We start from the raw sequence: 25,581 nt of genomic DNA, 5'->3' as shown, positions 1-25,581 counted from the left end.
GATAAAAATGAAAAAACAAACAATCGATGAAGTGACGGCTTTTCATCAGAAAATGCTTTCTTTTTTCTTAACGAAATCTGAATCCGTCTCATTATCCGACTCGCTGTTATGGCTGGCCTCAGCTCTAGAATCCTGCTTTACATCTCTTTCATTGACCCTTTCACCGGCTGAATCAGCACGTTTCACCATAAAAACAGAAGAGGAACCGAATTATGCTCCGCTGAAAGAGAGTGACGGCCGTTTTATGATCAGGAATCAGACGTCCGGCAGATCCTTTTATCTGCGCACGGAAGGCGGGCTGCCGATCCCGGAATCATTGCCTGAGCTCGTTACTCAATTTATCAATCAATCTGTGAGACAGAGCGGGCTGTTTGACAAAACAAAGCATCAGCGGAAAATCCACAGAATGACAGAAATGTTCCATTCGCTTTTAGATCAGGATGAAGTATTGGAAAAGCTGCAGGCGAGTTTGAGGAAGGCTTTCCAGTCTTTCCGTTTTTCACTGTTCATCTCGCAGGACCAGGATACGGACAGACAGCTCCCCGCAAAAGAATTGCATATGGACGGAGAAGACGCCGATCAGTTTGCCCTGCAGGTGTTTTTATCAGGCAGAATGCTCAGGAAAGGCAGGTCATCTGCTTACCTGCCGATCAAAGGCCAGCAGGGGACTTACGGGGTTCTGAAGACGGAGGGAATGCAGGACGCCGCGCTTTCGTGCAGCACGCTGAGTGAAATGCTGCTGCTTACGGGCGCGGCGGGAAAAGCATTTGAAAATGCGCAGCTGTATGAGCAATCGAAAAAAAGCATTGCGAATCTGGAGCTCATTAATGAAACATCGCGCCAGCTGAATCAGCGTCTCAGGCTCACTGATACGATGCGGGAGCTCGCCGCCATCATGACCCAATCGTTTTACGCCGAAGAAGTGGCTTTTTTTCATATTGATTATTTTGAGACGCAAAATCTGCTTCCCGGACATACCGCCTTTTTTAAGACAGAACGCGCCAACCCGTATATCAGCATTGTGAAAGAAAAGCTGTTCGAGGGAGAAAAGGGTGTGTTTATCGGCAGCGGAAAGACCGTATTCGGCGAAAATGGCTACGGTTCGCTGATGGCGGTGCCGATGATCGAAAATGACACCGTCTTCGGATTTGCGATTTTATTGAAAAAGGATTTGTATGCTTTTACGTTTGAAATGTATAAGCTTTTTCAGGCGCTCATTCACCATGCGACATTGGCTGTAACAAACTCCATGCTGCGCGACAGGCTTGAGCATCTTGTTCAGACAGACCAGCTGACGGAGCTGTATTCAAGAACATATTTGGATGAGAAAATTCAATACAGCATGAAAATCCATAAACGGGGTGTATTTATCCTCGTTGATATCGATAATTTCAAGCACATTAATGATACATACGGACATCAAACGGGAGATTCGATCCTCATTCAGGTGGCCTCCGTTATGAAAAACCATATCCGCGAGCACGATGTTGCCGCGAGATGGGGAGGCGAAGAGCTGGCTGTCTATCTGCCGAACATCAACGTGTCATCCGGAGAGCGCATTGCCAAAAGGCTCGTCCGCGCCATCCGGGAAAACACCGAGCCGCGCGTAACGATTTCCTGCGGCGTTTCCTGCTGGTCAAAGACTGGCCCTAAGCCGTTGAAAATGCTCGTTCAGCAAGCGGACGAGGCGCTTTATATCGCCAAACGGAGCGGTAAAAACCGGCTGATCATCCATCAAAACAGCACGGCGACGTAAAAAAGGAGCCGGCCTGCGGGCCGAACTCCTTTTTTATCCTAATCGTTTTTCAAGCGTTTCAACAAACTTTGCTAAATAGGTTTCGTCCGTTTCATCAAAACGGTTTTTCACGGGGCTGTCAATGTCCAGCACACCGATCACTTCTCCGTTTACGCGGATCGGGAGGACGATTTCTGACTGGGAAGCCGCGTCACAGGCAATGTGTCCCGGGAACGCATTCACATCGGCAATCCGCTGCACGGCGCCGTTGGAGTAGGCAGTGCCGCATACGCCTTTGCCGAACGGAATGCGCACACAGGCAGGAAGTCCTTGAAACGGTCCGAGTACAAGCTCGCCCTCTTTAGCGAAGTAAAACCCCGCCCAATTGACCTCATGTAATGAATGGTATAAAAGCGCTGACGCATTCGCGTAATTTGCGATCGCATCCGTTTCATCTTCTGTCATGGCTTCGAGCTGTTTAACCAGAAGCTGATAACTTTTTTCTTTATCTCCGGACTGTTTTTCGACATGAAACATGGAAAACCCTCACTTTTTCTATAATATCAAACAAAGTTCCGGCCGTTCTGCCGGCATTTGTCGAGAAGTTCTTACAGGAACGGCGCCTTTCTGCTTGAATTGTAAACACATAAAGGGGTGAGCCGTATGAAAGTAAGCACCAAAGACAAAATTATTAACGCCGCTGTCCTGCTGTTTAACCAAAAAGGCTATTCCGGCACGTCCGTCCGTGAAATCGCAAAGTCAGCTGATGTAAATGTTGCGCACATCTCCTACTATTTTAAAGGGAAAGGCGGATTAATGGAACATTTAGTTTCCGAGTTTTACGAAGGCTATACTGAAGCGCTGGAAAAAGCCGCCGGCAGTGTGAACGGTGAAGACGCGCAGGAACGCATCCTGCGGGTGATTTTCGATATTTTATCCTATCAGCACGATCATCGTCAATTAACACGTTTTGTGTATCGGGAAGTGACGATTGATTCCGTGCTTATCAGGGAAATTATGTCTACTTACTTAATGAAAGAAAAATATATTTTCCAGCTGGTGATTGAAGAAGGGCAGTCACGCCACAAACGGCTGACGCTGCCCGTGCCGCATTTTATTCTGCAATTGAAATCCCTCTTGATGATGCCGTATCTCCAGCCTCAATATATTACGGAGGTGCTCTATATGCAGCCTCATGAGCCGTACTTTTATAAAAGGTATTTTGAAGAGGTGAAGATTTGGATCGAAAGCGTGTTCCGCCATCCCGATGCGGCGCTTATGAAGTGACGATGCTTTTGTACGTTTCATAGGAACTGCCGACATCTTCCGCTTGATGGGCATCCGACCCGAATATGAGCGGGATTTTTTTTTGCTTCGCCGTCTCAGCCATCCAATCCTCTATATATACTTCCCCGGCAAACTTCTTTCTGAGTCCGGATGTATTCACATCCAGCTCCATTCCATGCTCTTTCACGGCGTCAAGACAGCGGGCCGCAAGCTCTCTTATTTGAGATGACATGCTGTAAGGGAAAAGGCGCGTGAATTTTTTGACGAGCGTGATATGGCCGACCCGTTTTGGCTTAAATGGTCCGAGCGGTGTTACAATGGAAGAATACACAGTTTTGTAGTATTGCTCATATACGGCTTCAACGCTGCCGAAGTGCGCGGCCAGCTGCTGAAACGCATGCTCATCAAAATCAAGGCATATATAAGACGGACCGGCCTTCAAAAAATGAACGGATAAAATGCCGTCATCCAGTGAGGGGCCGTATGTGTTAAGAAACGCCGCGGTTTCTTCTTCATACCCTGTGATAAAATCGGTTTCAAGCCCAGTCAGAATGCTGATTTGTCCCTTGTATTCCTTTTTCAGCTGTGACAGCCGCTCCAAATAAACCTCCAGCTGTCTGAGATCCATTGCGCTGTCTTGAAGCGGTACAGGGTCTTGAAAAGACGGAGGAAGGGGGGCATGCTCTGTAAATGTGATCGAGTCAAAGCCTTTTTCCAAGGCTTTTTCGACATATTGTTTCAGCGTGTCTTTCGAGCCGTGAGGGCAAAAAGGCGTGTGGATATGAGCGTCTCGTTTTTCCATTTGTGTCACTCCATTAAAAAATTGCAGAATCCTGCCGAAATTATGCAAAAAGTTTTTGATTTCTGGTCAAAAAATGTTGGTTACATGGTATCATAATAACAATGAAAACGACAGATTTTCTCAATACATATATTGAAATCTTTCTGAATACATAAAACACCCTGACAGATTAAGAGAACAACAAGGGGGCTCATTATGGAGTTAGTCATCGGATTATTGGTTATACTGCTCGCGCTCTTTGCGGCGGGCTACTTTTTCAGGAAAAAAATTTATACGGAAATTGACCAGCTGGAGTCATGGAAGATTGAAATTTTAAACCGTTCGATAGTGGAAGAAATGTCCAAGATCAAACATCTGAAAATGACCGGAGAGACGGAAGAGTTCTTTGAAAGATGGCGCGAAGAGTGGGATGAAATTGTCACAGCCCATCTGCCGAAAGTAGAAGAGCTCCTTTATGATGCCGAAGAGAACGCCGACAAATACCGGTTTAAAAAAGCGAATCAGGTGCTTGTCCACATCGACGACCTCCTCACCGCTGCTGAATCAAATATAGAAGGCATACTGCGTGGGATCAGCGACCTTGTGACGAGCGAGGAAAAAAGCCGCGGAGAGATTGAACAGGTGCGTGAGCGGTATTCAAAAGCGCGGAAAAACCTTCTGGCGTACAGCCATCTCTACGGTGAGCTTTATAACAGCCTGGAGACGGATCTCGATGAAATTTGGAGCGGCATAAAAGAGTTTGAAGAAGAGACGGAAGGCGGCAATTACATCAAAGCGAGAAAAGTGCTGCTTGAACAGGACCGCAGGCTGGATCAGCTTCAAACATACATAAATGACGTTCCGAAACTGCTCGCGGACTGTAAACAGACCGTGCCGAACCAAATTGCCAAGCTGAAAGACGGCTACCGGGAAATGACGGAAAAAGGCTACAAACTGGAGCATATTCAAATCGAAAAAGAGCTGGAAACACTCACAAATCAAGTGAAACGGGCCGAAAATGCGCTTTTGGAAGAATTGGATGTCGACGAAGCGTCCGCCATTCTTCAGCTGATTGATGAAACCATTCAATCGATGTATGAACAGCTGGAAGGCGAAGTGGAAGCCGGTCAGTCCGTCTTAAGCAAAATGCCTGAACTGATCATCGCGTATGAGAAGCTTGAGGACGAAAAAGAGCGCACAAAAACCGAAACAGAGCTCGTCAAGGAAAGCTATCAGCTGACGGCGGGAGAAATCGGCAGACAGAACGCGTTCGAAAAACAGATGGAAACGATCGGCCGGCTTCTTGAGCAGGCGAGAGAAAAACTCGACGGTGAGCATGTCGCTTACTCCCTGCTGATTGAGGAAGTCGAAGCCATCGAAAAACAGCTGGAAGAGGCTCAGAAAGAGCATGCAGAATACCGTGAAAATCTGCAGGCGCTCAGAAAAGAAGAACTGCAGGCGCGGGAAACGCTGACGCATCTTCGGAAAACCATTTCTGATACGGCCAGAATGCTGCAAAAAAGCAACGTGCCGGGGATTCCCGAGCAGGTTAAGGACAAGCTAGAGACGGCAAATCATCATATAGAAGAAACCGTCAGCCAATTGGAAGAGCTGCCGCTGAACATGGAGGAAGCCGCCAAACACCTTACCGAAGCTGAAAAGATGGTTGAAGAAGTCAGCGAAGAGGCGAAGGAACTTGTCATTCAGGTGAAGCTTATTGAGCGGATCATTCAGTACGGCAATCGCTTCCGAAGCCAGAATCACATTTTATCTGAACAGCTGAAAGAAGCTGAACGGCTGTTTTACGCTTACAGCTATAATGAAGCTTATGAGATGGCAGCAGAAGCTGTTGAAAAAGCAGCTCCCGGCGCCGTGAAAAAAATTAAAGCTGATCAATCCGCTTCATAGCCGTACAGGCAAAAACTGCACCCTGATGTACATCAGAGGTGCAGTTTTTTTGTTTCTCACGGAATATAAAAAGCGCCTGCGGCTGATATCGTCAAGCCGCAGACGCTGAATGTTACGATTTCACTTTATTTAATTCGATAGGAGGGCTGGTAAAAAGCGTGATAATGCAGCCGATGAGCGCTCCGGCGATCCCGGGAAGCACCCAGCCGATTCCCATGTTGTAAAGCGGAAGATTTGCGTTTAAGAATGAATCTAATGATCCGAGCGGAATGCCGGCTGCCTTCAAGCCGTCCAGAATGCTGAAGAGCCCGGTTCCGATCAGGCAGGCGATATAAACTTCCCGTCTTTCCTTAAAGATTTTATCAATAAAGGAAAGGACGATAATGACAATCGCCAGCGGGTAAATGGCTGATAAAATAGGAACTGAAAATGCAATGATCTCAGCAAGCCCGAAATTTGAAATCGCCAGGCTGAAGAGCGTGACAATCGTAACCACCATTTTGTATGATAAAGCGGGAATCAATTTTGAAAAATATTCGCCGCAAGATGTAACAAGCCCGATGCTTGTCGTTAAACACGCAACGGTGATGGCAGAGCCGAGAACGATGTTGCCCAGTGAACCGAACAGGTAATCAGATGAAGCTGATAAAATCTTTGCGCCTTCGCCGAGCGGCCCTACAGCGTCCGTGCTTGTCGCTCCCAAATAGGCCAAAGATAAATAAATGAATGTCAAACCTGCCGCCGCTATAAGACCCGCTTTAATACAAGCGGCCGCGAGCGCTTTACGCTGGGTGACGCCCCTGCTTTTAACAGCGTTGACGACAACAACACCGAAGACGATCGAAGCGAGCGCATCCATTGTTTTATAGCCTTCCAAAAATCCTTTGAATACCGGTGTTCCGGAATATGCCTGATGTACGGCGCCCAGTCCGCCCATCGGAGTGACAATGGCTTTTACGACGATGATTAAAATAATACCGAATTTAATAGGAGTCAAAATCTTTCCGACTCTGTCCACGATTTTGGAAGGATTAAGAGCTAAATAATACGTAATGGAAAAAAAGATTAGCGTGAAAACAAATAACGACAGTCTTTCGGGAACACCATGCAAAAACGGAACTGCGCCGATTTCATATGAAACGGTTCCGGTTCTCGGAATCGCAAAAAGCGGTCCGATTGATAAATAAAGCACAACGGTGAAAATAGTGCCGAATACCGGATGAGCTTTATCGGTAAGCCCTTTTGCATCTTTACCAGTTAATGCGATGGCGATGATACCCAAAAGCGGCAGACCAACGCCGGTCAGTAAGAAACCGCCCATCGCTTTCCAGACATTATGCCCAGCCGCTTGTCCAAGCTCCGGCGGATATATCATATTTCCTGCCCCGAAAAAAAGTGCGAAAAGCATGAAACCGATAATAACGGTATCTTTGACAGGTAGTGAGTGTTTCATAAAAGTCCTCCTAAATACTATGTTGAAATATTCTGTCAATTAATTGTCAGACAATATAACAAAACGAACATTACTTATTATATGGCAATGTACAGAGAAGTCAATACTCGATTTATTGCGAATTTATATTTACTTTTGTTATGGTAGCATAAATATCATACGATGTACCGTTTTCATAAAAGGAGTAAAAAAAATGATATATTTAGACAACAGCTCAACGACCGAGCCGTATGAAGAGGTATTGGATGTGTACAAACAGACGAGCAGCCGGTATTTCGGCAATCCTTCGTCCCTGCACCGATTAGGAACTGAGACGGAACAGCTCCTTGAAGCGGCCGCTCAGCAAATAAAAAAAACCTTGCGTTTGAAAAATTATGATATTGTATTTACATCAGGCGCGACTGAAGCGAACAACGCTGCGTTAAAGGGAGCCGCCTGGGCAAACATGAGTAAAGGAAAACATATCATTGCTTCAGCGATTGAGCATCCTTCCGTGACGGAAACGCTTGATCAGCTGACAGAGCTGTTTGGCTTTGAGGTCACATATCTTCCGGCCGATCAAGGCGGCTTCGTTTCTTTAGAAGACGTAAAAGCGGCCATCAGGCCGGACACAATACTCGTCAGCGTTATGCATGTCAATAATGAAGTCGGCTCCATTCAGCCCGTAAAAGAAATCGGAGCGCTGTTAAAACAGCACCGGAATATTCTGTTTCATGTTGATCATGTACAGGGCATTCATAAAGTCCCGCTGTCTATAGAAGAAGCGGGTATCGACCTTTGCACCATTTCAGGGCATAAATTTCACGGCTTAAAAGGAACCGGGGCGCTTATCGTCAAAAAGGGAACGCGGCTCATTCCGCTTATGACGGGCGGCACCCAGCAAAAAGGCATCCGTGCCGGGACAGAACATACATCAGGCGCCGTTTCCCTTGCGAAAGCGGTCAATCTTTCTGCACGTGACATGAATGAGCGGCTTTCTTCTATGGAGGCGGCTAAGAATGCGCTGATGGAAAGGCTGAGCGGGACGGACGGGGTCGTCATCAACACCCCCGTAAAAAACAGCGCCCCGCATATCATTAATTTTTCCGTTCCGGGCGTCAAGGCGGAAGTGCTGCTGCACATGCTTGAGGAAAAAGGAATATATGTTTCAACGACCGCGGCATGTTCGGCAAGAGAGCACAAGCCGAGCCGTGTTCTTCTGCAAATGAATAAAGGCGAACAGATTGCATCAAGCAGCATCAGAGTCAGCCTGAACTTCAGCCACATGGCTGATATTACAGAACCGTTTATGGCCGCGCTGGCGCCGGCTGTTCAAAAACTAAAAAAAATGATGAGGTAGCAAATGAATTACGATCATATTTTAATCCGTTTTGGTGAAATATCCACAAAAGGAAAAAACAGACGCAGTTTTATTGAGAGATTAAAACAGAATATCCGCCTGGTATTAAAGGATTATAAAAAGGTAAAATACTTTTCAAACCGGGATCGGATGTCAATTACACTTAATGGAGAAAACCCGGAGGAAATTTGTTCCTTATTAAAGAATATATTCGGCATTCAGAGCTTCAGTCTCGCCATTAAATGCGAAAGCAAGCTTGAAGAGATTAAAAAAACGGCATTAGCCGCGATGGAAGGCCAATATAAGCCGGGGAATACGTTTAAGGTCGAGACCAAACGGGCTTACAAGCAGTTTGAATTAGATACGAACGCGATGAACGCTGAGATCGGCGGCCATATTTTGAAAAACACGGATGGATTAACCGTCGATGTGAAGAATCCCGATATTCCGCTTCGGATTGAAATCAGGGAGGAAGCGACATTCCTGACCATTCGTAACGAAAAAGGCGCTGGAGGGCTTCCTGTCGGTTCCGCGGGGAAAGCGATGCTGATGCTTTCCGGCGGTTTTGACAGTCCGGTCGCCGGCTTTTACGCGATGAAACGGGGATTATCAGTGGAGGCCGTGCACTTCTTCAGCCCGCCGTATACGAGCGAACGGGCAAAGCAGAAAGTCATGGACCTCGCGGGATGCCTCGCAAAGTTCGGAGGCAGTATGACGCTTCATATCGTACCGTTTACAAAGACGCAGGAGCTCATCCAAAAACAAATCCCGGAAAACTATACGATGACGGCGACGCGGCGTCTCATGCTGCAGATCGCGGACAGAATCAGAGAAGAACGAAAAGCGCTCGCGATCATTACGGGGGAAAGCCTCGGCCAGGTGGCAAGCCAGACGCTTGAGAGCATGTATGCGATCAATGCCGTTACGGCAACGCCTATTTTGCGTCCTCTGATCGGAATGGACAAAACAGAAATCATCGAGAAATCAAAAGAAATCGGCACTTATGAAACAAGCATTCAGCCGTTTGAGGACTGCTGCACCATCTTTACGCCGCCAAGTCTGAAAACACGCCCGAAAAAAGAAAAAATCGAGCATTTCGAAAGCTTTGTTGATTTTGAACCGCTGATTGCAGAGGCGGCAGCCGGTATTGAGACCATTACTGTTTACTCAGAACAAGAAGCTCACGATAAATTTGCCGGCCTGTTTTAGAACTGTATACAATTACCAAAGTTTTTTTGAATGAGGACATGTGTTTTATCACATTCTATACTCACAAGGAGGTGATACACATGTCACAACAATCAAACAGCGGAAACAGCAACCAGCTTTTAGTGCCAGGAGCTGCACAAGCTATCGACCAAATGAAGTATGAAATCGCTTCTGAATTCGGTGTAAACCTTGGACCGGAAACAACTTCTCGCGCCAACGGTTCTGTCGGTGGAGAAATCACAAAACGTCTTGTTTCTTTTGCTCAGCAAAGCATGGGCGGAAGCAGCCAGCAGCAGTTTTAATCACAACTTCACATAATGGCTAAGAGAGCGGGGAATTCCCCGCTCTTTTTTCATGAATAAAGCTAGAAGGCATGAAGCAATTTATGCATATCTTTATTGTTACGTCCTATGTTTATGTATAATAGGGAAAGAAAGTGAGGAGTTGTTCGTGTTAAAACGAGAAGATTTAATCGCCCCAAAGAACTATAACCTAGTAAATGAAATCGAAAAGTTCAGCCGTTCCAAAGAGAAGAACGCGCTTATTTGGGAAGATCATACAGGCAGCAAGAAAGTCTGGACATATGAAAAACTGATGGAAGAAACGAATAAAATCGGAGCCCGCCTGAAAGGTCTCGGATTTGAAAAAGGCGATAAGCTGATTGTCATGGTTCCGAGAGTGCTTGAAGCGTATGCTGTGTATTTAGCGATCTTAAAAGCGGGGATGGTCGTCATTCCTTGCTCGGAGATGCTTCGCGCCAAAGATTTGGACTACCGCATTAAACACGCCGAAGTGAAAGGCGTTATCGTTTATCCTTCATTTATAAATGCGTTTGATGAGGTGAAAACCGATCAGCTCGTGACATTGGCCATTGGTGAAAATGATGCCGGCTGGAAAAACCTCTTAACGATTGAAGCGGACGGAGACAGTTTTCAAACCGCTGATACAACTAGAGAGGACATGGCGTTTTTATCCTATACTTCAGGAACAACCGGCCAGCCTAAAGGCGTTGTACATACACATGGCTGGGCTTTTGCCCATTTAAAAACATCCGCCGGTGCATGGCTGGATATTTCTGAAGACGATACAGTCTGGGCCACCGCGGCGCCCGGCTGGCAGAAATGGGTATGGAGCCCGCTGCTTGCCGTTCTGGGAAGCGGCGCAACAGGATTTATTTATCACGGCAGATTCGACGCCAAGACGTATCTGGAGATGCTTGAGCGCCATCAGATCAATGTCTTCTGCTGTACGCCGACTGAATACCGCCTGATGGCCAAGGTGGAGGAATTGGACAAGTATGACCTTTCTGCCCTTCACAGCGCAGTTTCTGCGGGTGAACCTTTAAATCGGGAAGTCATTGACATCTTCCGGAAACATTTCGGCATTAAAGTGAGAGACGGCTACGGCCAAACGGAGAGCACTCTGTTAGTCGGCGTCCTGAAGAATATGGATATTAAGCCGGGAAGCATGGGGAAACCGACACCGGGAAATCAAGTAGAAATTATAAACGATGAAGGCGAAATATGTGAAATAGGCGAAACGGGCGATATCGCCGTGCACTTGAGCACACCGGCCTTATTCAAGGAATATTATAAAGACCCTGAAAGAACGAAGAAGCAGATTCGCGGAGATTACTTTTTGACAGGCGACCGCGCGAAAAAAGACGAGGACGGCTACTTTTGGTTTGAAAGCCGCAATGATGACATTATCGTCAGCTCCGGATATACAATCGGGCCTTTTGAAGTGGAAGACGCGCTCGTCAAGCATCCGGAAGTGAAAGAATGCGCCGTCGTGGCGAGCCCGGATGAAATCAGAGGTTCAATCGTAAAAGCTTATGTCGTTTTACAAAACGATGAGAAGCGCAGTGACGAACTTGTTAAAGAACTGCAAAACCACGTAAAAACGATTACGGCGCCTTATAAATATCCGAGAGAAATTGAATTTGTCGAAAGCCTGCCGAAAACGGCATCCGCAAAAATCAGACGGGTAGAGCTGAGACAGCGTGAAGAACGGCTGAAGGCGGATAAAAAAGCTTAATACAGAAAAAGGGTGAGCGGGGATGAAAGCGATTTGGCACGGCGGCACCATCTATACAATGCTTGACGAGAACCATGTCACTGAAGCCGTCTATACCGAAGACGGCATCATCAGACAGACGGGCAGCTTTCAGGAGCTCCGCGAGACATACGGTTCGCCTGATACGGAGGAAATCGACTTACATGGGGCCGTCATGTTTCCTGGTTTTACAGACAGTCACATGCATTTGATCGGACACGGTGAAAAACAGCTCCGCCTTGATTTGTCACAGCTGACGTCAAAAGAAGCGATACTTCAGGCTGCAAAAGAAGCAGAGCGTGAATTAGAAGATGGCGAATGGCTGATCGGCGAAGGCTGGGATGAAAATCTGTTTGAACAGCCGGTTTACGTAACGAAGCATGACCTTGACCCGCTCTTTCCCGATCGCCCCGTCCTGCTGAAACGGGTATGCAGGCACGCTGCTGCAGTCAATTCGGCCGCATTGCGCGCGGCGGGGATTACAAACGATACACCTGATCCAAACGGCGGGATTATCGTCCGGGACAGTGCCGGTCCGACAGGCCTTCTGCTGGATAAAGCCCAAGAGCTTGTGACTCAGGCTCTTCCGCCCGTCTCGCTTCACTATGTCAAACGCGCTCTTCAAACGGCAATCACGGACTGCTGGTCAAAAGGCCTGACCGGCGGGCATTCCGAGGATCTGGCATACTACGGAGACGCGTCCGTTCCCGTTGCCGCGTATGAGTCTTTAACAGGCAGCGGCCTGTTTCCTTTTCGGGCACATCTGCTTGTTCATCACGAAGCCGTCGACAGGTGGAGCGCTCTGGAAAAAACGACAGGGCCTTATCTGGAATACGGAGCGATGAAAATCTTTGCAGACGGCGCGCTCGGCGGCAGAACGGCTCTTTTGAAAAAGCCTTATCATGATGATCCGTCTGTTTCCGGCGTTCAGGTGCACGATGACGAAACCCTTGCCGCTCTTGTTTATAAAGCGAGAGAGAAAGGGATGGAGATCGCCGTGCACGCGATTGGCGACCTTGCATTTGAAAAGGTGCTCGATGTGATCGAAAGATACCCGGCAAAGCCCGGACAGCTAGACAGGCTCATCCATGCGCAAGTATTAGATCACGGTTTGATGGAAAGAGCTGCCCGGCTTCCGATCGGCCTTGATCTTCAGCCGCATTTTGTGGCCAGTGATTTTCCGTGGGTGATTGACAGGCTCGGAGAAGAGCGGATGAAAACGGCTTTTTCCTGGAAAACCCTGCTGTCGAAAGGGCTGCTGTGCGCCGGAGGTTCAGATGCCCCGATAGAACCGGCAGATCCCATTCTGGGCATTCAATCGGCTGTGCTCCGTACAAGCAAGCAGCACCCGGAAGGTCCGGCCTATTATGAAAAAGAGTGCCTGACCGTGTACGAAGCCATTCAGCTTTACACGGAGGGAAGCGCGGCAATCATCCATAAAGAACATAGCCGCGGACGGATAGCTTCCGGCTATGATGCCGACTTTACCGTTCTCAGCGGCGATCCGTTTAAAACGGACCCGAAAAAGCTTCATGAATTGGAAGCTGTCAAAACCGCCGTCGGCGGCCGTATCGTATATGAAAAAGAGGACAGGCGTTAATGCCCGTCCTCTTTTTTTATGATAAAAATGAGCGCTTTACTTTTTCCCAGAAAGAGTTGTCCTTCAGTTTGACCGTTTTGATTTTTTTATCGGATAGTGTAATCTCAACCTTTTTGACATTTCTCGTGCTGAGCGCTTCATTATCAAGTCCGATAATCGGATGCTCATTGCCGTCCTGCACCACCTGCAGTGTCAGCTTCCGGTCCGCGCTTAAAATAAACGAAGATCCGAGGGTGCGGTATGTGTTGTTATTCAAAGAGGCCAGTTCGGATACCTGCATGCAGGAAATCAAAGGGTCAACAACAGCGCCTGAAACGGATTTATTGTAGGCGGTGCTGCCTGTCGGGGTGGAAATGATCATGCCGTCGCCCCTGAAGGTCTCGAAGTGAAGATCATCGATTAACACATCCATCACAAACGTTTTAATAATGCTTGAACGGATGGAAACCTCGTTTAAACAGTGAAAATGATTGCTGTCGTCCACCGTTACGTGAATGAGCGGGTATTTTCTGACCTCAAGCTGTTCCGCGGTCATGCTGTCCGCCATTTTTTCAGGCTCATCGCTGTGAAAATCACAGTACAAATGGGCTTTTCCTTTTTTAGCGATGCCGACATACAGGCAGTCATCACGGAATCCGGTTTTTCTGACGGCCTGCAGAAATGAGCCGTCGCTGCCGATGCTGGCGATAATCCCGGCATCCTCCGGTTGGGCCGCAACTGTAAAACCGTGCGATTTGGCAAGCTGCTTCAGAGAGCTGACTTGTTCTTTTGTTTCGTTGTCTTGTTTGTGAAAAAAATAAACATTGCGGCGAAGATCGGTCATATCTCCATTCCCCTTTGCTGTCATATTTACGTTTTTCTCCCATCAGATATTGTGTTAAAATACCTGTGGCAATAGTGTAACATGTTTCCTGTTTATCCGTTAAGTGAAAGCGCTTCATGAAAAAAGTGAATCTTTTTTTCCAGGAGAACGTACGAATAGTGACAGAAAAGGAGGCAGAACAAATGAATGCAAAAAGATGGATTGCGCTCGTCATCGCCATCGGCATTTTCGGCGTATCAGTCATTGCAAGTGTGACTGTCGGGGTGCTGAAAAATGTCGGAGATACAGGGTCTGACTTTGCATCCCTGACAGATGACACAGAGGAAGTGACGCTTGATAAGGGAAGCCCCGGCAGTAAAATCGCCGTGCTTGAAGTGGACGGCACGATTGAGGATAACGGGGAGTCCGCAGGCCTGCTCAGCTCAGGCGGGTATGATCACAGATCATTTTTAAAACAAATAGAGCGTGCGAAAGAAGATAAAAGCGTCAAAGGAATTGTCCTGAAAATCAATTCCCCAGGCGGAGGCGTGTACGAAAGCGCGGAAATACATAAAAAACTGGAAGAACTAAAGAAAGAAACGAAGAAACCGATTTATGTATCCATGGGCTCCATGGCGGCATCGGGAGGCTACTACATCTCAACGGCCGCTGATAAAATCTATGCTTCACCGGAAACGCTCACCGGCTCACTCGGTGTCATCATGGAAAGCGTCAATTATTCTAAGCTCGCTGATGAACTCGGCATCAAGTTTGAAACCATCAAAAGCGGCGCGCATAAAGACATCATGTCACCGACCCGCGACATGACGAAGGAAGAAAGAAAGATCATGCAGACGATGGTCAATGATTCGTATGAAGGGTTTGTCAATGTCATTTCAAAAGGCCGGCACATGTCAAAAGCGGATGTGAAAAAAATTGCCGACGGCCGTGTTTACGACGGCAGACAAGCGAAAAAAATCGGCCTCGTTGACGATCTCGGTTTTTACGATGATACGATCAGCGCGATGAAAAAGGACCATAAAAATATGAAAAACGCTTCAGTCATCACGTATGAGGAAGGATTCGGATTAGGCTCGCTCTTTTCCATGAGCGCAGCGAAAATGTTTAAAAGCGAAATTGATTTTCTGAATATGAAAGAGCTTATTTCGCAATCCGGTTCGCCGCGGATGATGTATCTCTATGCAAAGTAGGGGGGAAGAAAGAATGGACGCAACTTACGAAGGCTTTCACGGCAAAGAAGAGGAAGCCGAACAACAGGGGGCGCTCGACCCGGCTTACGCGGGCTTTTGGATCCGGTTTTGGGCGTTTCTTCTCGATTGGCTGGTGATCTGGGGGCTTAACCATCTCATCGTTTCACCGGTGTTCACGCTGATGAATTTACCGAAAACAAGCGGAATGTTTACAATCTCAGCCTATTCCGTCACAACTTTGATCGTCTACCTCGCCTATTTTGTGTTCATGACAAAATGGTTTCATCAGACACTCGGCAAAATGGTCTTCGGGTTAAAAGTCACTTCTTTGACGCCTGGAAAACCGCTGACATGGGGCACCGTCATTTTCAGGGAAGCAGTGGGGCGTTATATCGATAAAATCTGGATTCTTTATATTGTCATTGCGTTTACGCCTAAGAAGCAGGGAATTCATGATCTTATTGCTGACACAACGGTGATTCACGAAGCACTGTACCGCAAATAAAAGCAATAAACCCGGATAAACATCCGGGTTTATTTTTTTTGGTTTTGGCGATAATGCAGCTAAGGAAGTGAAGCTTATGGGATATGCCGCAGCAGCTGTTATTCTCATTCTCATTTTGTTCTGGCTGCTCATGAGGATGAAAATCCATCTGACTTTCGAATATCTGCATGATAAAGATAACGACAAAATGACGTTTAAACTCTCTGCCTTATACGGGCTGATCCGTTTTAAAAAAACGCTGCCCGTTATTAAAGTAAACAGCGAAGATGCGTCAATTGATGTCAAGCAAGACACAAAATCTAAAATAAAGGGTCAGCAAAAAGAGAAGAAAAAAATCACATATGAAGATGTCAAACAGACCATTCACAGAATAGAAATGATTCTGCAGCAGGTCGTCAGAATGCGTCAAATCGGCGCCTCATTTCTTGCGGGAGTCCGCGTGACGAAGTTCGAATGGGTGACGGTTATCGGAATAAAGGACGCCGCCGTTACGGGAATCGCCGCCGGCGGCTTGTGGGCCGTAAAGGGAGGCATTACGGCGTTGCTGTATGACCATCTGCGTTTTATACATAAACCGGTGTGCGAAGTCATTCCGTCTTTTCAAGTGCCTGCATCCAAGACGCATTTGCAGTGTATATTCTTTTTTCGTTTTGGACATCTTATAGGTGCAGCTTTCAAATTGCTCAAATACGGGCGGAACGGACTTTCTATCATACGAAAGAAACAGCCGGTTCCGGTTGCTTCAAAGAATGATTCATCAGTTTAAGGAGGAGCGCACATGGCAGACCATCCCATTCAAGGTTTAATGAAAACCGCTATGGAAAATTTGAAAGAAATGATCGACGTGAATACAATCATCGGTGATCCGGTTGAAACGCCTGACGGCAGCGTAATCTTAACGGTTTCAAAGGTCGGCTTCGGATTTGCGGCGGGCGGAAGCGAGTTTGGAGCAAAACCGGCTGAAAAAAGAACCGAGGACGACGAAAGAAAAGAGCAGAAGCTCCCGTTCGGCGGCGGAAGCGGCGGCGGAGTATCCATTACGCCGATTGCGTTTCTGATTGTCGGAACAAACGGCGTGCGTATGCTTCATTTAGACGAGAACACCCATTTGATTGATAAACTGTTAGACTCCGCGCCTCAAACGATTGAACGCATCCAGCATATGTTTAAAAAGAATGAAAAAGGCCGGAACCAAAAAAGAACGGATATTGATTTATAACAGAAAAGTTAACTGCCGCCCGCAGTTAGCTTTTTTTACGATGCGGCATAACCTTTGCAGTTTGCATAAAACTCGACTATGATAGAGCTATACATAGATAAGGGAGGAATCAGAATGGCTGAGATTACATTTAAAGGCGGAGCCGTGACGCTGATCGGACAAGAAGTGAAACCGGGTGACCAAGCTCCTGACTTCACGGTTTTGACAAACGGATTAGAAGAGAAGACATTAGCAGATATGAAAGGGAAAGTAACGATCATATCCGTTATTCCTTCCATTGACACAGGCGTATGTGACGCGCAGACGCGCCGTTTCAACGAAGAAGCAGCAAAACTCGGCGATGTGAACGTTTATACTATCAGCGCCGACCTCCCGTTTGCACAAGCGCGCTGGTGCGGAGCGAACGGAATCGACAAAGTTGAAACATTATCGGATCATAAAGAGATGTCATTTGGTGAAGCATTCGGTGTTTACATCAAAGAACTTCGTCTTTTGGCGCGTTCCGTATTCGTTCTTGATCAGGACGGAAAAGTCGTTTATGCGGAATACGTAAGCGAAGCGACAAACCACCCGAATTATGAAAAGCCTATCGAAGCTGCAAAAGCGTTAATCAAGTAAAGAGAGAAAAAGAGCTCCGGGTGCTGCCGCGGAGCTCTTTTCATGGCAAGGAGGAAACAGTATGCAACACGACCATGTCGGTCAGATTTATGAACTTTTAGATGAAGCCGCCCAAGTAATAGCAGAAGGCCTTCAGCTGTCTTATATTGAGGGGCTTGCGGAAGCGGGAGAGATGTATTTTCTCGAAACGGCCGAACAGCTTCGGCTTCAGGAAAAACAAACCGAACAGCTTAAAAGCCTGCTTGCGAAAGCGGACTTCAAACAATGGGAACCTGAATGGATCCGCAAGGCGTTCCAGCTCGCCATTTTAAAAGGATTGAAAGATAAATCCCATCCGAACAGACAGATGACGCCTGATACGATCGGCCTTTTCATCAGTTACCTCGTGAATAAATTTACGGGCGGCCAAAAAGGCCTGACATTGCTGGACCCCGCCTGCGGCACCGGAAACCTTCTATTGACCGCGGCAAACCAGCTTTCTGACAAAGCGGCAAAAAGCTTCGGCATTGAAATCGATGATGTCCTTCTGAAGATCGCTTATGCCCAGGCGAATCTGCAGGAAAAAGAAATGGAGCTGTTCTGCCAGGACAGTCTTCAGCCGTTATTTATCGAACCGGCTGATGCGGTCCTCTGCGATTTGCCGGTCGGCTATTATCCGAATGACGAAGGCGCAGAAGCGTTTGAGCTGAAAGCGGATGAAGGCCACTCATTTGCCCACCACTTATTCATTGAGCAGAGCGTCAAGCATACAAAACCGGGCGGATACTTGTTTTTTATGATTCCGAACCATCTGTTTGACAGCGCCCAAAGCGATAAACTGAAGCGGTTTTTTGCGGAAAAAGTATATATCAACGCCCTTCTTCAGCTGCCGGCTACTCTGTTTAAAGACGAAGCGCAGGCAAAGAGCATTTTAATTTTGCAGAAAAAAGGCGAAGGCGCAAAGCCGCCGAAACAAACGCTTCTGGCCAACCTTCCTTCCTTCGCGAACCAGCAGGCGATGCGGGAGATGATGGCAAAATTGGATCAATGGATTCAAAAAGAAAAATAATGGCGAAAAAGCAGGGTGGGACGCAAAATCCCGCACTGCTTTTTGCTTTTGAAAATGAATGGATATCAGGCTGCTGACACAACTTAAGGAAAGAACATAACATTCCGTAAGACCGAGCCGTCCATTTGGCACAGTGCGGATTTATCAGAAAATAACGACTTCATTTTGTAAGCGGTACCAATATGGATGTTGACTTGAAATGCTGAGTTGACAATGTTTAAATGGAAAAGTCAGATATTTTTTGGACTGCAGTTACGGTCTGGGAAAAAAGAACGAAACAAACGAAGAAGAATTTTGATAGGAGCGTCATTTATGTCTAAAATTATTGCAATTAACGCAGGAAGCTCATCTTTAAAATTTCAGCTATTCGAAATGCCTTCAGAAAAGGTGCTAACAAAAGGTTTAGTAGAACGGATCGGTATCGCCGACAGCGTTTTCACAATCTCTGTTAACGGCGAAAAAAATACAGAAGTGACAGATATTCCGGATCATGCGGTCGCGGTGAAGATGCTGCTTCACAAGCTGACTGAATTCGGTATTATAAAGGATTTAAATGAAATTGACGGAATCGGCCACCGTGTTGTTCACGGCGGAGAAAAATTCAGCGATTCTGTTTTGCTTACGGATGAAACAATCCGTGAGATTGAAGAGATTTCAGAACTTGCGCCGCTTCACAACCCGGCTCACATCGTCGGCATTAAAGCCTTTAAAGAAGTGCTTCCGGATGTACCTGCGGTTGCAGTATTTGATTCGGCGTTCCACCAAACGATGCCTGAGCAATCTTACTTGTACAGCCTTCCGTATGAATACTACGAGAAATACGGCATCCGCAAATACGGTTTCCACGGCACATCTCATAAATACGTGACACAGCGCGCAGCTGAGCTTCTTGGCCGTCCGCTTGAAGACTTGCGCCTGATTTCCTGCCACCTGGGTAACGGAGCAAGTATCGCAGCCGTCGAAGGCGGAAAATCAATTGATACGTCAATGGGCTTCACACCGCTTGCGGGTGTTGCGATGGGAACGCGTTCAGGGAACATCGACCCTGCCTTGATTCCGTACATTATGGAAAAAACGAATCAGACGGCTGATGAAGTATTAAATACATTAAATAAAAAGAGCGGACTGCTTGGCATATCCGGTTTCTCAAGTGACCTTCGCGATATCGTGGAAGCTTCAAAAGAAGGCAACGAAAGAGCCGAAACGGCGCTTGAAGTGTTCGCAAGCAGAATCCATAAATACATCGGTTCTTACGCTGCGAGAATGAGCGGGGTTGACGCGATTATTTTCACTGCCGGTATCGGTGAAAACAGCGTTGAAGTCAGAGAACGCGTGCTTCGCGGCTTAGAATTCATGGGCGTTTATTGGGACCCTGCGCTGAACAACGTGCGCGGCGAGGAAGCGTTTATCAGCTACCCGCACTCTCCTGTCAAAGTCATCATTATTCCGACTGATGAAGAGGTCATGATCGCGCGCGACGTTGTCCGCCTTGCACAATAATGATCGACAAAAAGCACATCCTTAAAGGATGTGCTTTTCTATTGAATGCCGAAGCGCCAAACGTTACGATATGCTTAGTACATAAATGATGAGGTGAAACAATGAGTGTGCATGAACATAAACAGGAGGCCCCGTCAGCGGTGCGCTGCAAAGTGATCACAGTCAGCGACACGAGAACGAAAGAAACCGATAAAAGCGGGCGCGTCATGATGGATTTCATCAGGGAAGCGGGATTTGAGACGATCGCTTATGACATCGTAAAAGATGAGAAAGGTGAATTGCAGAAAGCCGTTTTATCCGGCTGTATGGATGAATATACAGATGCGGTGCTGTTAAACGGAGGGACGGGCATTGCCGAAAGGGATGTCACCATTGAAGCGGTCACGCCGCTGTTTTCAAAAGAGCTCCCGGGATTCGGCGAGCTGTTCCGCATGCTGAGCTATACGGAGGACATCGGTTCCGCCGCCATTTTGTCCAGAGCGGCAGCGGGCGTGATCCAAAATACCGCAGTCTTCTGCACGCCGGGCTCCTCAGGCGCCGTCAAGCTTGCAATGAAGAAACTGATTATTCCTGAACTGCCCCATGTGCTCCGGGAGATCCGAAAAGACTTATAAATGTATAAAAAGGCTTTGCTCCGCTCAAAAAAATGGGTGGAGTTTTTTTTATAAAAAGCTTGAAAAAACAAAATTTACTTGTTACAGTGTATACATACAAAATGCATTTTTATTAATTAAAACTAATTTTTATACAAAAGGAGCTTTTAACATGGCAGAACAGAAAAAGGTTGTATTGGCATACTCAGGAGGTCTTGATACTTCTGTAGCGATAAAATGGCTGCAAGAACAGGGATACGATGTTATTGCATGCTGCTTAGACGTAGGGGAAGGAAAGGATTTGGCATTCGTTCAGCAAAAAGCGCTGGAAGTAGGCGCTGTAAATTCGTACGTGATTGATGCAAAAGAAGAATTCGCCCAAGAGTACGCGCTTATTTCTATGCAGGCTCATACAATGTATGAAGGCAAGTATCCGCTCGTATCTGCACTGTCCCGTCCGTTAATCGCGAAAAAACTCGTTGAAGTTGCAGAAAAGGAAAACGCAGTGGCCGTGGCGCACGGCTGTACAGGAAAAGGCAATGATCAGGTTCGTTTTGAAGTATCCATTAAATCATTAAACCCTGATCTGGAGGTCATCGCTCCGGTCCGTGAGTGGCAATGGTCGCGTGAAGAAGAAATTGAATACGCTGCAAGCCGCGGCATACCGATTCCGATCAATCTTGACAGCCCTTATTCCATCGACCAGAATCTGTGGGGCCGCGCCAATGAATGCGGTATATTAGAAGACCCGTGGGCGGCGCCGCCTGAAGGGGCATATGACCTGACAGCATCTCTAGAAAATACGCCGGACGTTCCTGAAATCATCGAAATCGCATTTGAAGCCGGTGTGCCGGTTTCAATCGACGGTGTATCCTACCCGCTTGCTGATTTGATTCTCAAGCTGAACGAGACTGCCGGAAAACACGGCATCGGCCGGATTGACCATGTCGAAAACCGCCTGGTCGGCATTAAGTCCCGTGAGGTTTATGAATGCCCGGGCGCAATGACTTTGATTACGGCTCACAAAGAGCTTGAGGATCTGACTTTAGTGAAAGAAGTGGCTCATTTCAAGCCGGCAATTGAACAAAAACTGTCTGAAATCATCTATAACGGTTTATGGTTCTCACCGTTAAAAGACGCGCTGCTTGCATTCCTGAAAGAAACCCAAAAGCACGTCACCGGCGTTGTGCGCGTTAAGCTGTTTAAAGGCCATGCCATTGTAGAAGGACGCAAGTCGGAATATTCTCTCTACGATGAAAAACTTGCGACATATACAAAAGACGATGCGTTTGACCATCATGCGGCAATCGGCTTTATCGAGCTTTGGGGACTGCCGACAAAAGTAAACAGCATTGTGAAAAAGAAGGAGCAGATTGAAGCATGAAGAAGCTTTGGGGAGGCCGTTTTCAAAAAACACCGGAAAAGTGGGTCGATGAGTTCGGTGCATCCATCACATTCGACCAAAACTTAGTCAAAGAGGATATTACAGGGTCTCTCGCTCATGCGGCAATGCTGAAAAAATGCGGCATTCTGACGGAGGAAGAAGAAGGCGCCATCCGTCAAGGGCTGCAGACCCTCCTGCAAAAAGCTGAGGAAGGAACGCTTGAATTCTCTGTTGATTATGAAGATATTCATTTGAACATTGAAAAAATGCTGATTGAAGAAATCGGACCGCTCGGCGGAAAGCTCCATACAGGCAGAAGCCGGAACGACCAAGTGGCGACAGACATGCATCTATATTTGAAAGATCATGTCTCCCATATCATCGGGCTGATTGAACAGTTCCAAAAAGCGCTGATCGAAAAAGCAGAGGCCAATGTCGAGACCATTCTGCCGGGGTACACCCATTTGCAGCGGGCCCAGCCGATTTCTTTCGCCCACCATCTGCTCGCCTATTTTTGGATGCTTGAACGGGATAAAGAGCGTTTCCGTGACGCGCTGAAGCGGATTAACATATCGCCTCTCGGATGCGGGGCGCTTGCCGGAACGACGTTTCCGATAGACCGCAGCTATTCGGCGGAGCTGCTCGGTTTTGACTCCATTTATGAGAACAGTCTTGACGGGGTCAGCGACAGAGATTTTATTCTCGAGTTTTTAAGCAGCAGCAGTATGCTGATGATGCACCTTTCACGTTTCTCGGAAGAAATCATTCTATGGTGCTCGCAGGAATTCAGATTCATTGAATTGGATGATACGTACGCAACGGGAAGCAGCATGATGCCGCAGAAGAAAAACCCGGACATGGCGGAGCTGATCCGCGGAAAAACTGGACGCGTATACGGTGATATGATGGGGCTTTTCACGATTATGAAAGGGCTCCCGCTCGCATACAACAAAGACCTTCAGGAAGATAAAGAAGGTATGTTTGACACGGTGAAAACCGTTGAAGGAAGCCTTCAGATTTTTACGGGCATGATTGAAACAATGACCGTAAACAAAGACATTATGAAACAGGCGACAAAACAAGATTTTTCAAACGCGACGGAACTTGCCGATTATTTAGCCAAAAAAGGCATGCCGTTCAGAGAAGCGCACGAAGTGGTCGGCAAGCTTGTGTACAGCTGTATTGAAAAAGGAATCTATTTAAGTGATATGGCATTTGAAGAATTCCTTCAAGCCAGCAGTCTCTTTGAAGAAGATATTTATACCGTGCTTGATCCGCATCATGCGGTTGAAAAAAGAATGAGCGCCGGCGGAACGGGCTTTCAGCAGGTAAAACAGGCGCTCGTAAAAGCAAAAGCCTGCGCCGGCGTTTAATTTGCTAAAATTTCCTTCATATTTTCCCGTCATATCAGACACGCTACATCTATAATGATGGGAGGTAGAAGGAATGCGCAAAGAACAAGACCGCTACATCTATGATGAAAAAGAAAGTGAAGAAACGGCCCGGCTCATCTCAGAGGCATACCAAAGCGGTTATGTCGGTCTGGAGGAAGCCTCAGCCCCTTCGGAAAATTAAGCTGTCTGTAAAGACGGCTTTTTTCGTGCGGATGAAGTGCAAAAAAGTGATATTGCCGCTTGTTTATAGTAAAGTAGAGGGAGAAACGACTTTATTTTATTGAAGCGGCAACGTTGCTTGGGGAGGGTATTCAATGTGCGACATGCTCTAATCACTGCCGGCACGAAGGGATTGGGCCGAAAAGTGACTGAAATGCTGCTGGAAAAAGGCTTTTCGGTCACAGTGAATTACAGACAGGACGAAGAAGCCGTCGCTTGTCTGAAGGCTGATTATCCCCGGTGCCATGACAGATTGCAATTCGTTAAGGGCGATGTAACCCGAAAAGAAGATCTCATGCGGATCGCCGATGCAGCCCTTCAGCGGTTTGGAAGAATTGACATACTGATTAACAACGCCGGGCCGTACATATTTGAGCGCAAAAAGCTTGCCGATTACTCCGATGACGAATGGTATGGCATGCTTGAAGGGAATTTAAGCGCCGTTTTCCATCTGTTTAAAGCGGTTATCCCGGTAATGAGACAGCAGCGCTTCGGCCGGATTATTACATACGGCTTCCAAGGCGCAGATCATGCCCCCGGCTGGCTTCACCGTTCCGCTTTCGGGGCGGCTAAAGTCGGATTGGCTTCGTTAACGAAAACCATCGCGATTGAAGAAGCCGAATCAGGTATCACGGCCAACATGGTCTGCCCGGGTGATATTGTAGGAGATATGAAAGAAGCGTCTATAGAAGAAGCAAGACGGAAAATCGGGAAAGAAAACACGCCGATCGGGAGGTCCGGAACCGGAGAAGACATTGCAAGAATCATCGCCTTCTTATGTGAAGAGGATTCCGATCTTGTCACCGGAACGGTCATAGAAGCAACAGGCGGGCTGAATGTGATTAACAGGCATCAATCCCTGTAAGTTTTTTCGTTTGTCAAAAAGGGAACTTGATAAATATTAATTTTTTATGAGGTGAAAACGATGAAAGTGACTTATCACGGACATTCTGTTATTCAAGTGGAAACGAAAACCCATAACATTATTTTCGATCCGTTCCTAACCGGAAACAGTCTGACCAATCTGAAGCCGGAAGAAGTGAAAGCGGACGTCATTCTGCTTACTCACGGACACAATGACCATGTCGGAGATACAGAGCAGATCGCCAAACAAAACGACGCACTCGTTATTGCGCCGAACGAGCTGGCCGTTTATCTCGGCTTTAAAGGGTTAAACGTCCACCCGATGCATATCGGCGGAGCGCGCCAATTTGATTTCGGCAAAGTGAAACTGACACAGGCGTTCCACGGATCGGCGGTCACTGATGCAGAAAACAAAACCATCACATACACCGGGATGCCGGCCGGGATTTTATTAACGATTGACGGCAAAACGATTTTCCACGCCGGCGATACGGCGCTGTTCTCAGATATGAAACTGATCGGGGAACTGAATCACATTGACCTGGCGTTTCTGCCGATCGGTGATAACTTCACCATGGGGCCTGAAGATGCGAAACTCGCGGCTGAATGGCTGAGAGCGAAACAGGTCGTTCCCGTTCATTACAATACATTCCCTGTCATTGAACAGGACCCTGACGCTTTCGCTGAAAGTCTGCCCGGAGGCGTCGGCAAAGTCATGGCGGTCGGCGAGACCATTGAGCTTGCCTGACATATGTGTCAAAGACCTTCTGAACCAAACGTTCAGAAGGTCTTTTTATGATGACGCCTTTTTTCGGGCGTCTCATTGCGAATGAATCCCCCGTGCCCTTATAATAAAA

Annotated in this window: 25 protein-coding genes; 21 read left to right on the top strand and 4 right to left on the bottom strand. The window is 47.1% G+C overall.

Annotated elements, in window-relative coordinates; genetic code table 11:
- Positions 1 to 7: 7 nt before the first annotated feature.
- A complete protein-coding gene (locus tag AD710_RS02280) occupies positions 8 to 1,756 on the top strand; it encodes a sensor domain-containing diguanylate cyclase (RefSeq protein WP_049627173.1) in 1,749 nt (582 codons plus the stop codon).
- Positions 1,757 to 1,789: 33 nt separating this feature from the next.
- Here AD710_RS02280 and AD710_RS02275 read toward each other — a convergent pair whose 3' ends face one another.
- Positions 1,790 to 2,272 (bottom strand): GAF domain-containing protein, encoded by a 483-nt coding sequence (locus tag AD710_RS02275; protein ID WP_049627172.1) that lies wholly within the window; start codon positions 2,270 to 2,272, stop codon positions 1,790 to 1,792.
- 126 nt (positions 2,273 to 2,398) lie between these two features.
- On the opposite strand from AD710_RS02275, the gene refZ reads away from it, so the two are divergent.
- Complete coding sequence (gene refZ / locus AD710_RS02270; RefSeq protein ID WP_049627171.1) at positions 2,399 to 3,022, top strand: forespore capture DNA-binding protein RefZ; 624 nt, start codon at positions 2,399 to 2,401, stop codon at positions 3,020 to 3,022.
- Here refZ and hisJ read toward each other — a convergent pair.
- Positions 3,012 to 3,824 (bottom strand): histidinol-phosphatase HisJ, encoded by an 813-nt coding sequence (gene hisJ / locus AD710_RS02265; protein WP_049627170.1) that lies wholly within the window; start codon positions 3,822 to 3,824, stop codon positions 3,012 to 3,014. The genes refZ and hisJ overlap by 11 nt on opposite strands.
- A 195-nt stretch (positions 3,825 to 4,019) precedes the next feature.
- Here hisJ and ezrA point away from each other — a divergent pair, with 195 nt between their 5' ends.
- Entirely contained in the window at positions 4,020 to 5,711 is a 1,692-nt protein-coding gene (gene ezrA, locus AD710_RS02260) for a septation ring formation regulator EzrA (RefSeq protein WP_049627169.1), read from the top strand.
- A gap of 112 nt (positions 5,712 to 5,823) precedes the next feature.
- Here ezrA and brnQ read toward each other — a convergent pair whose 3' ends face one another.
- Positions 5,824 to 7,164, bottom strand: a complete 1,341-nt coding sequence (brnQ, locus tag AD710_RS02255; protein ID WP_049627168.1) for a branched-chain amino acid transport system II carrier protein — start codon at positions 7,162 to 7,164, stop codon at positions 5,824 to 5,826.
- Positions 7,165 to 7,357: 193 nt separating this feature from the next.
- Here brnQ and AD710_RS02250 point away from each other — a divergent pair, with 193 nt between their 5' ends.
- From AD710_RS02250 to AD710_RS02230, 5 genes are all read left to right on the top strand, one after another.
- Entirely contained in the window at positions 7,358 to 8,503 is a 1,146-nt protein-coding gene (locus tag AD710_RS02250; protein WP_049627167.1) for a cysteine desulfurase family protein, read from the top strand.
- Between the two features lie 3 nt (positions 8,504 to 8,506).
- Positions 8,507 to 9,712 (top strand): tRNA uracil 4-sulfurtransferase ThiI, encoded by a 1,206-nt coding sequence (gene thiI, locus AD710_RS02245; RefSeq protein ID WP_049627166.1) that lies wholly within the window; start codon positions 8,507 to 8,509, stop codon positions 9,710 to 9,712.
- Positions 9,713 to 9,792: 80 nt separating this feature from the next.
- Positions 9,793 to 10,014, top strand: a complete 222-nt coding sequence (locus tag AD710_RS02240; protein ID WP_007408043.1) for an alpha/beta-type small acid-soluble spore protein — start codon at positions 9,793 to 9,795, stop codon at positions 10,012 to 10,014.
- A 148-nt stretch (positions 10,015 to 10,162) separates the two neighbouring features.
- Positions 10,163 to 11,749: an acyl-CoA synthetase MbcS gene (gene mbcS / locus AD710_RS02235; protein ID WP_049627165.1), complete on the top strand. Its 1,587-nt coding sequence runs from the start codon at positions 10,163 to 10,165 to the stop codon at positions 11,747 to 11,749.
- 22 nt (positions 11,750 to 11,771) lie between these two features.
- Positions 11,772 to 13,367, top strand: a complete 1,596-nt coding sequence (locus tag AD710_RS02230; RefSeq protein ID WP_049627164.1) for an amidohydrolase — start codon at positions 11,772 to 11,774, stop codon at positions 13,365 to 13,367.
- Between the two features lie 16 nt (positions 13,368 to 13,383).
- On the opposite strand, the gene AD710_RS02225 is transcribed toward AD710_RS02230, so the two are convergent.
- Positions 13,384 to 14,190, bottom strand: coding sequence for an NAD kinase (locus tag AD710_RS02225; protein ID WP_049627163.1), 807 nt, complete (start codon positions 14,188 to 14,190; stop codon positions 13,384 to 13,386).
- 182 nt (positions 14,191 to 14,372) lie between these two features.
- Between AD710_RS02225 and sppA the strand changes: the two genes are divergently transcribed.
- The 13 genes from sppA to AD710_RS02165 all read left to right on the top strand — a co-directional run bounded on the left by sppA (position 14,373) and on the right by AD710_RS02165 (position 25,472).
- Positions 14,373 to 15,380, top strand: a complete 1,008-nt coding sequence (gene sppA / locus AD710_RS02220; protein WP_016938581.1) for a signal peptide peptidase SppA — start codon at positions 14,373 to 14,375, stop codon at positions 15,378 to 15,380.
- A 13-nt stretch (positions 15,381 to 15,393) separates the two neighbouring features.
- Positions 15,394 to 15,885, top strand: coding sequence for an RDD family protein (locus AD710_RS02215; protein ID WP_049627162.1), 492 nt, complete (start codon positions 15,394 to 15,396; stop codon positions 15,883 to 15,885).
- Positions 15,886 to 15,961: 76 nt separating this feature from the next.
- Entirely contained in the window at positions 15,962 to 16,651 is a 690-nt protein-coding gene (locus AD710_RS02210; protein WP_047476889.1) for a DUF2953 domain-containing protein, read from the top strand.
- Positions 16,652 to 16,663: 12 nt separating this feature from the next.
- Positions 16,664 to 17,104, top strand: a complete 441-nt coding sequence (ytfJ, locus tag AD710_RS02205) for a GerW family sporulation protein (RefSeq protein ID WP_016938584.1) — start codon at positions 16,664 to 16,666, stop codon at positions 17,102 to 17,104.
- Positions 17,105 to 17,218: 114 nt separating this feature from the next.
- On the top strand, positions 17,219 to 17,722 hold the full coding sequence (gene tpx / locus AD710_RS02200; RefSeq protein ID WP_007408050.1) for a thiol peroxidase: 504 nt from the start codon (positions 17,219 to 17,221) through the stop codon (positions 17,720 to 17,722).
- 61 nt (positions 17,723 to 17,783) lie between these two features.
- The gene (locus AD710_RS02195; RefSeq protein ID WP_045926834.1) at positions 17,784 to 18,770 is read left to right on the top strand and encodes a class I SAM-dependent methyltransferase; all 987 of its coding nucleotides are present in this window, start codon (positions 17,784 to 17,786) and stop codon (positions 18,768 to 18,770) included.
- A 312-nt stretch (positions 18,771 to 19,082) separates the two neighbouring features.
- Positions 19,083 to 20,270 carry an acetate kinase gene (locus AD710_RS02190; RefSeq protein ID WP_016938587.1) on the top strand — a complete coding sequence of 396 codons (1,188 nt, stop codon included), beginning with the start codon at positions 19,083 to 19,085 and terminating at the stop codon, positions 20,268 to 20,270.
- Positions 20,271 to 20,371: 101 nt separating this feature from the next.
- On the top strand, positions 20,372 to 20,884 hold the full coding sequence (locus tag AD710_RS02185; protein WP_016938588.1) for a MogA/MoaB family molybdenum cofactor biosynthesis protein: 513 nt from the start codon (positions 20,372 to 20,374) through the stop codon (positions 20,882 to 20,884).
- A 151-nt stretch (positions 20,885 to 21,035) separates the two neighbouring features.
- Positions 21,036 to 22,247: an argininosuccinate synthase gene (locus tag AD710_RS02180; protein ID WP_016938589.1), complete on the top strand. Its 1,212-nt coding sequence runs from the start codon at positions 21,036 to 21,038 to the stop codon at positions 22,245 to 22,247.
- Positions 22,244 to 23,620, top strand: a complete 1,377-nt coding sequence (argH, locus tag AD710_RS02175; protein ID WP_047476892.1) for an argininosuccinate lyase — start codon at positions 22,244 to 22,246, stop codon at positions 23,618 to 23,620. Before AD710_RS02180 ends, argH begins: the two co-directional genes overlap by 4 nt.
- 73 nt (positions 23,621 to 23,693) lie before the next feature.
- Positions 23,694 to 23,822, top strand: a complete 129-nt coding sequence (locus AD710_RS20160) for a hypothetical protein (RefSeq protein WP_014470818.1) — start codon at positions 23,694 to 23,696, stop codon at positions 23,820 to 23,822.
- 135 nt (positions 23,823 to 23,957) lie between these two features.
- On the top strand, positions 23,958 to 24,725 hold the full coding sequence (locus AD710_RS02170; RefSeq protein ID WP_016938591.1) for an SDR family oxidoreductase: 768 nt from the start codon (positions 23,958 to 23,960) through the stop codon (positions 24,723 to 24,725).
- Positions 24,726 to 24,785: 60 nt separating this feature from the next.
- Positions 24,786 to 25,472 (top strand): metal-dependent hydrolase, encoded by a 687-nt coding sequence (locus AD710_RS02165; protein ID WP_049627161.1) that lies wholly within the window; start codon positions 24,786 to 24,788, stop codon positions 25,470 to 25,472.
- The last annotated feature ends 109 nt before the right edge of the window (positions 25,473 to 25,581 follow it).

The organism is Bacillus sp. JFL15 (assembly GCF_001184225.1).
Lineage (GTDB): Bacteria > Bacillota > Bacilli > Bacillales > Bacillaceae > Bacillus > Bacillus siamensis.
The sequence above is the reverse complement of the archived record's forward strand: the minus strand, read 5'-3'. Positions and strand labels throughout refer to the sequence as shown.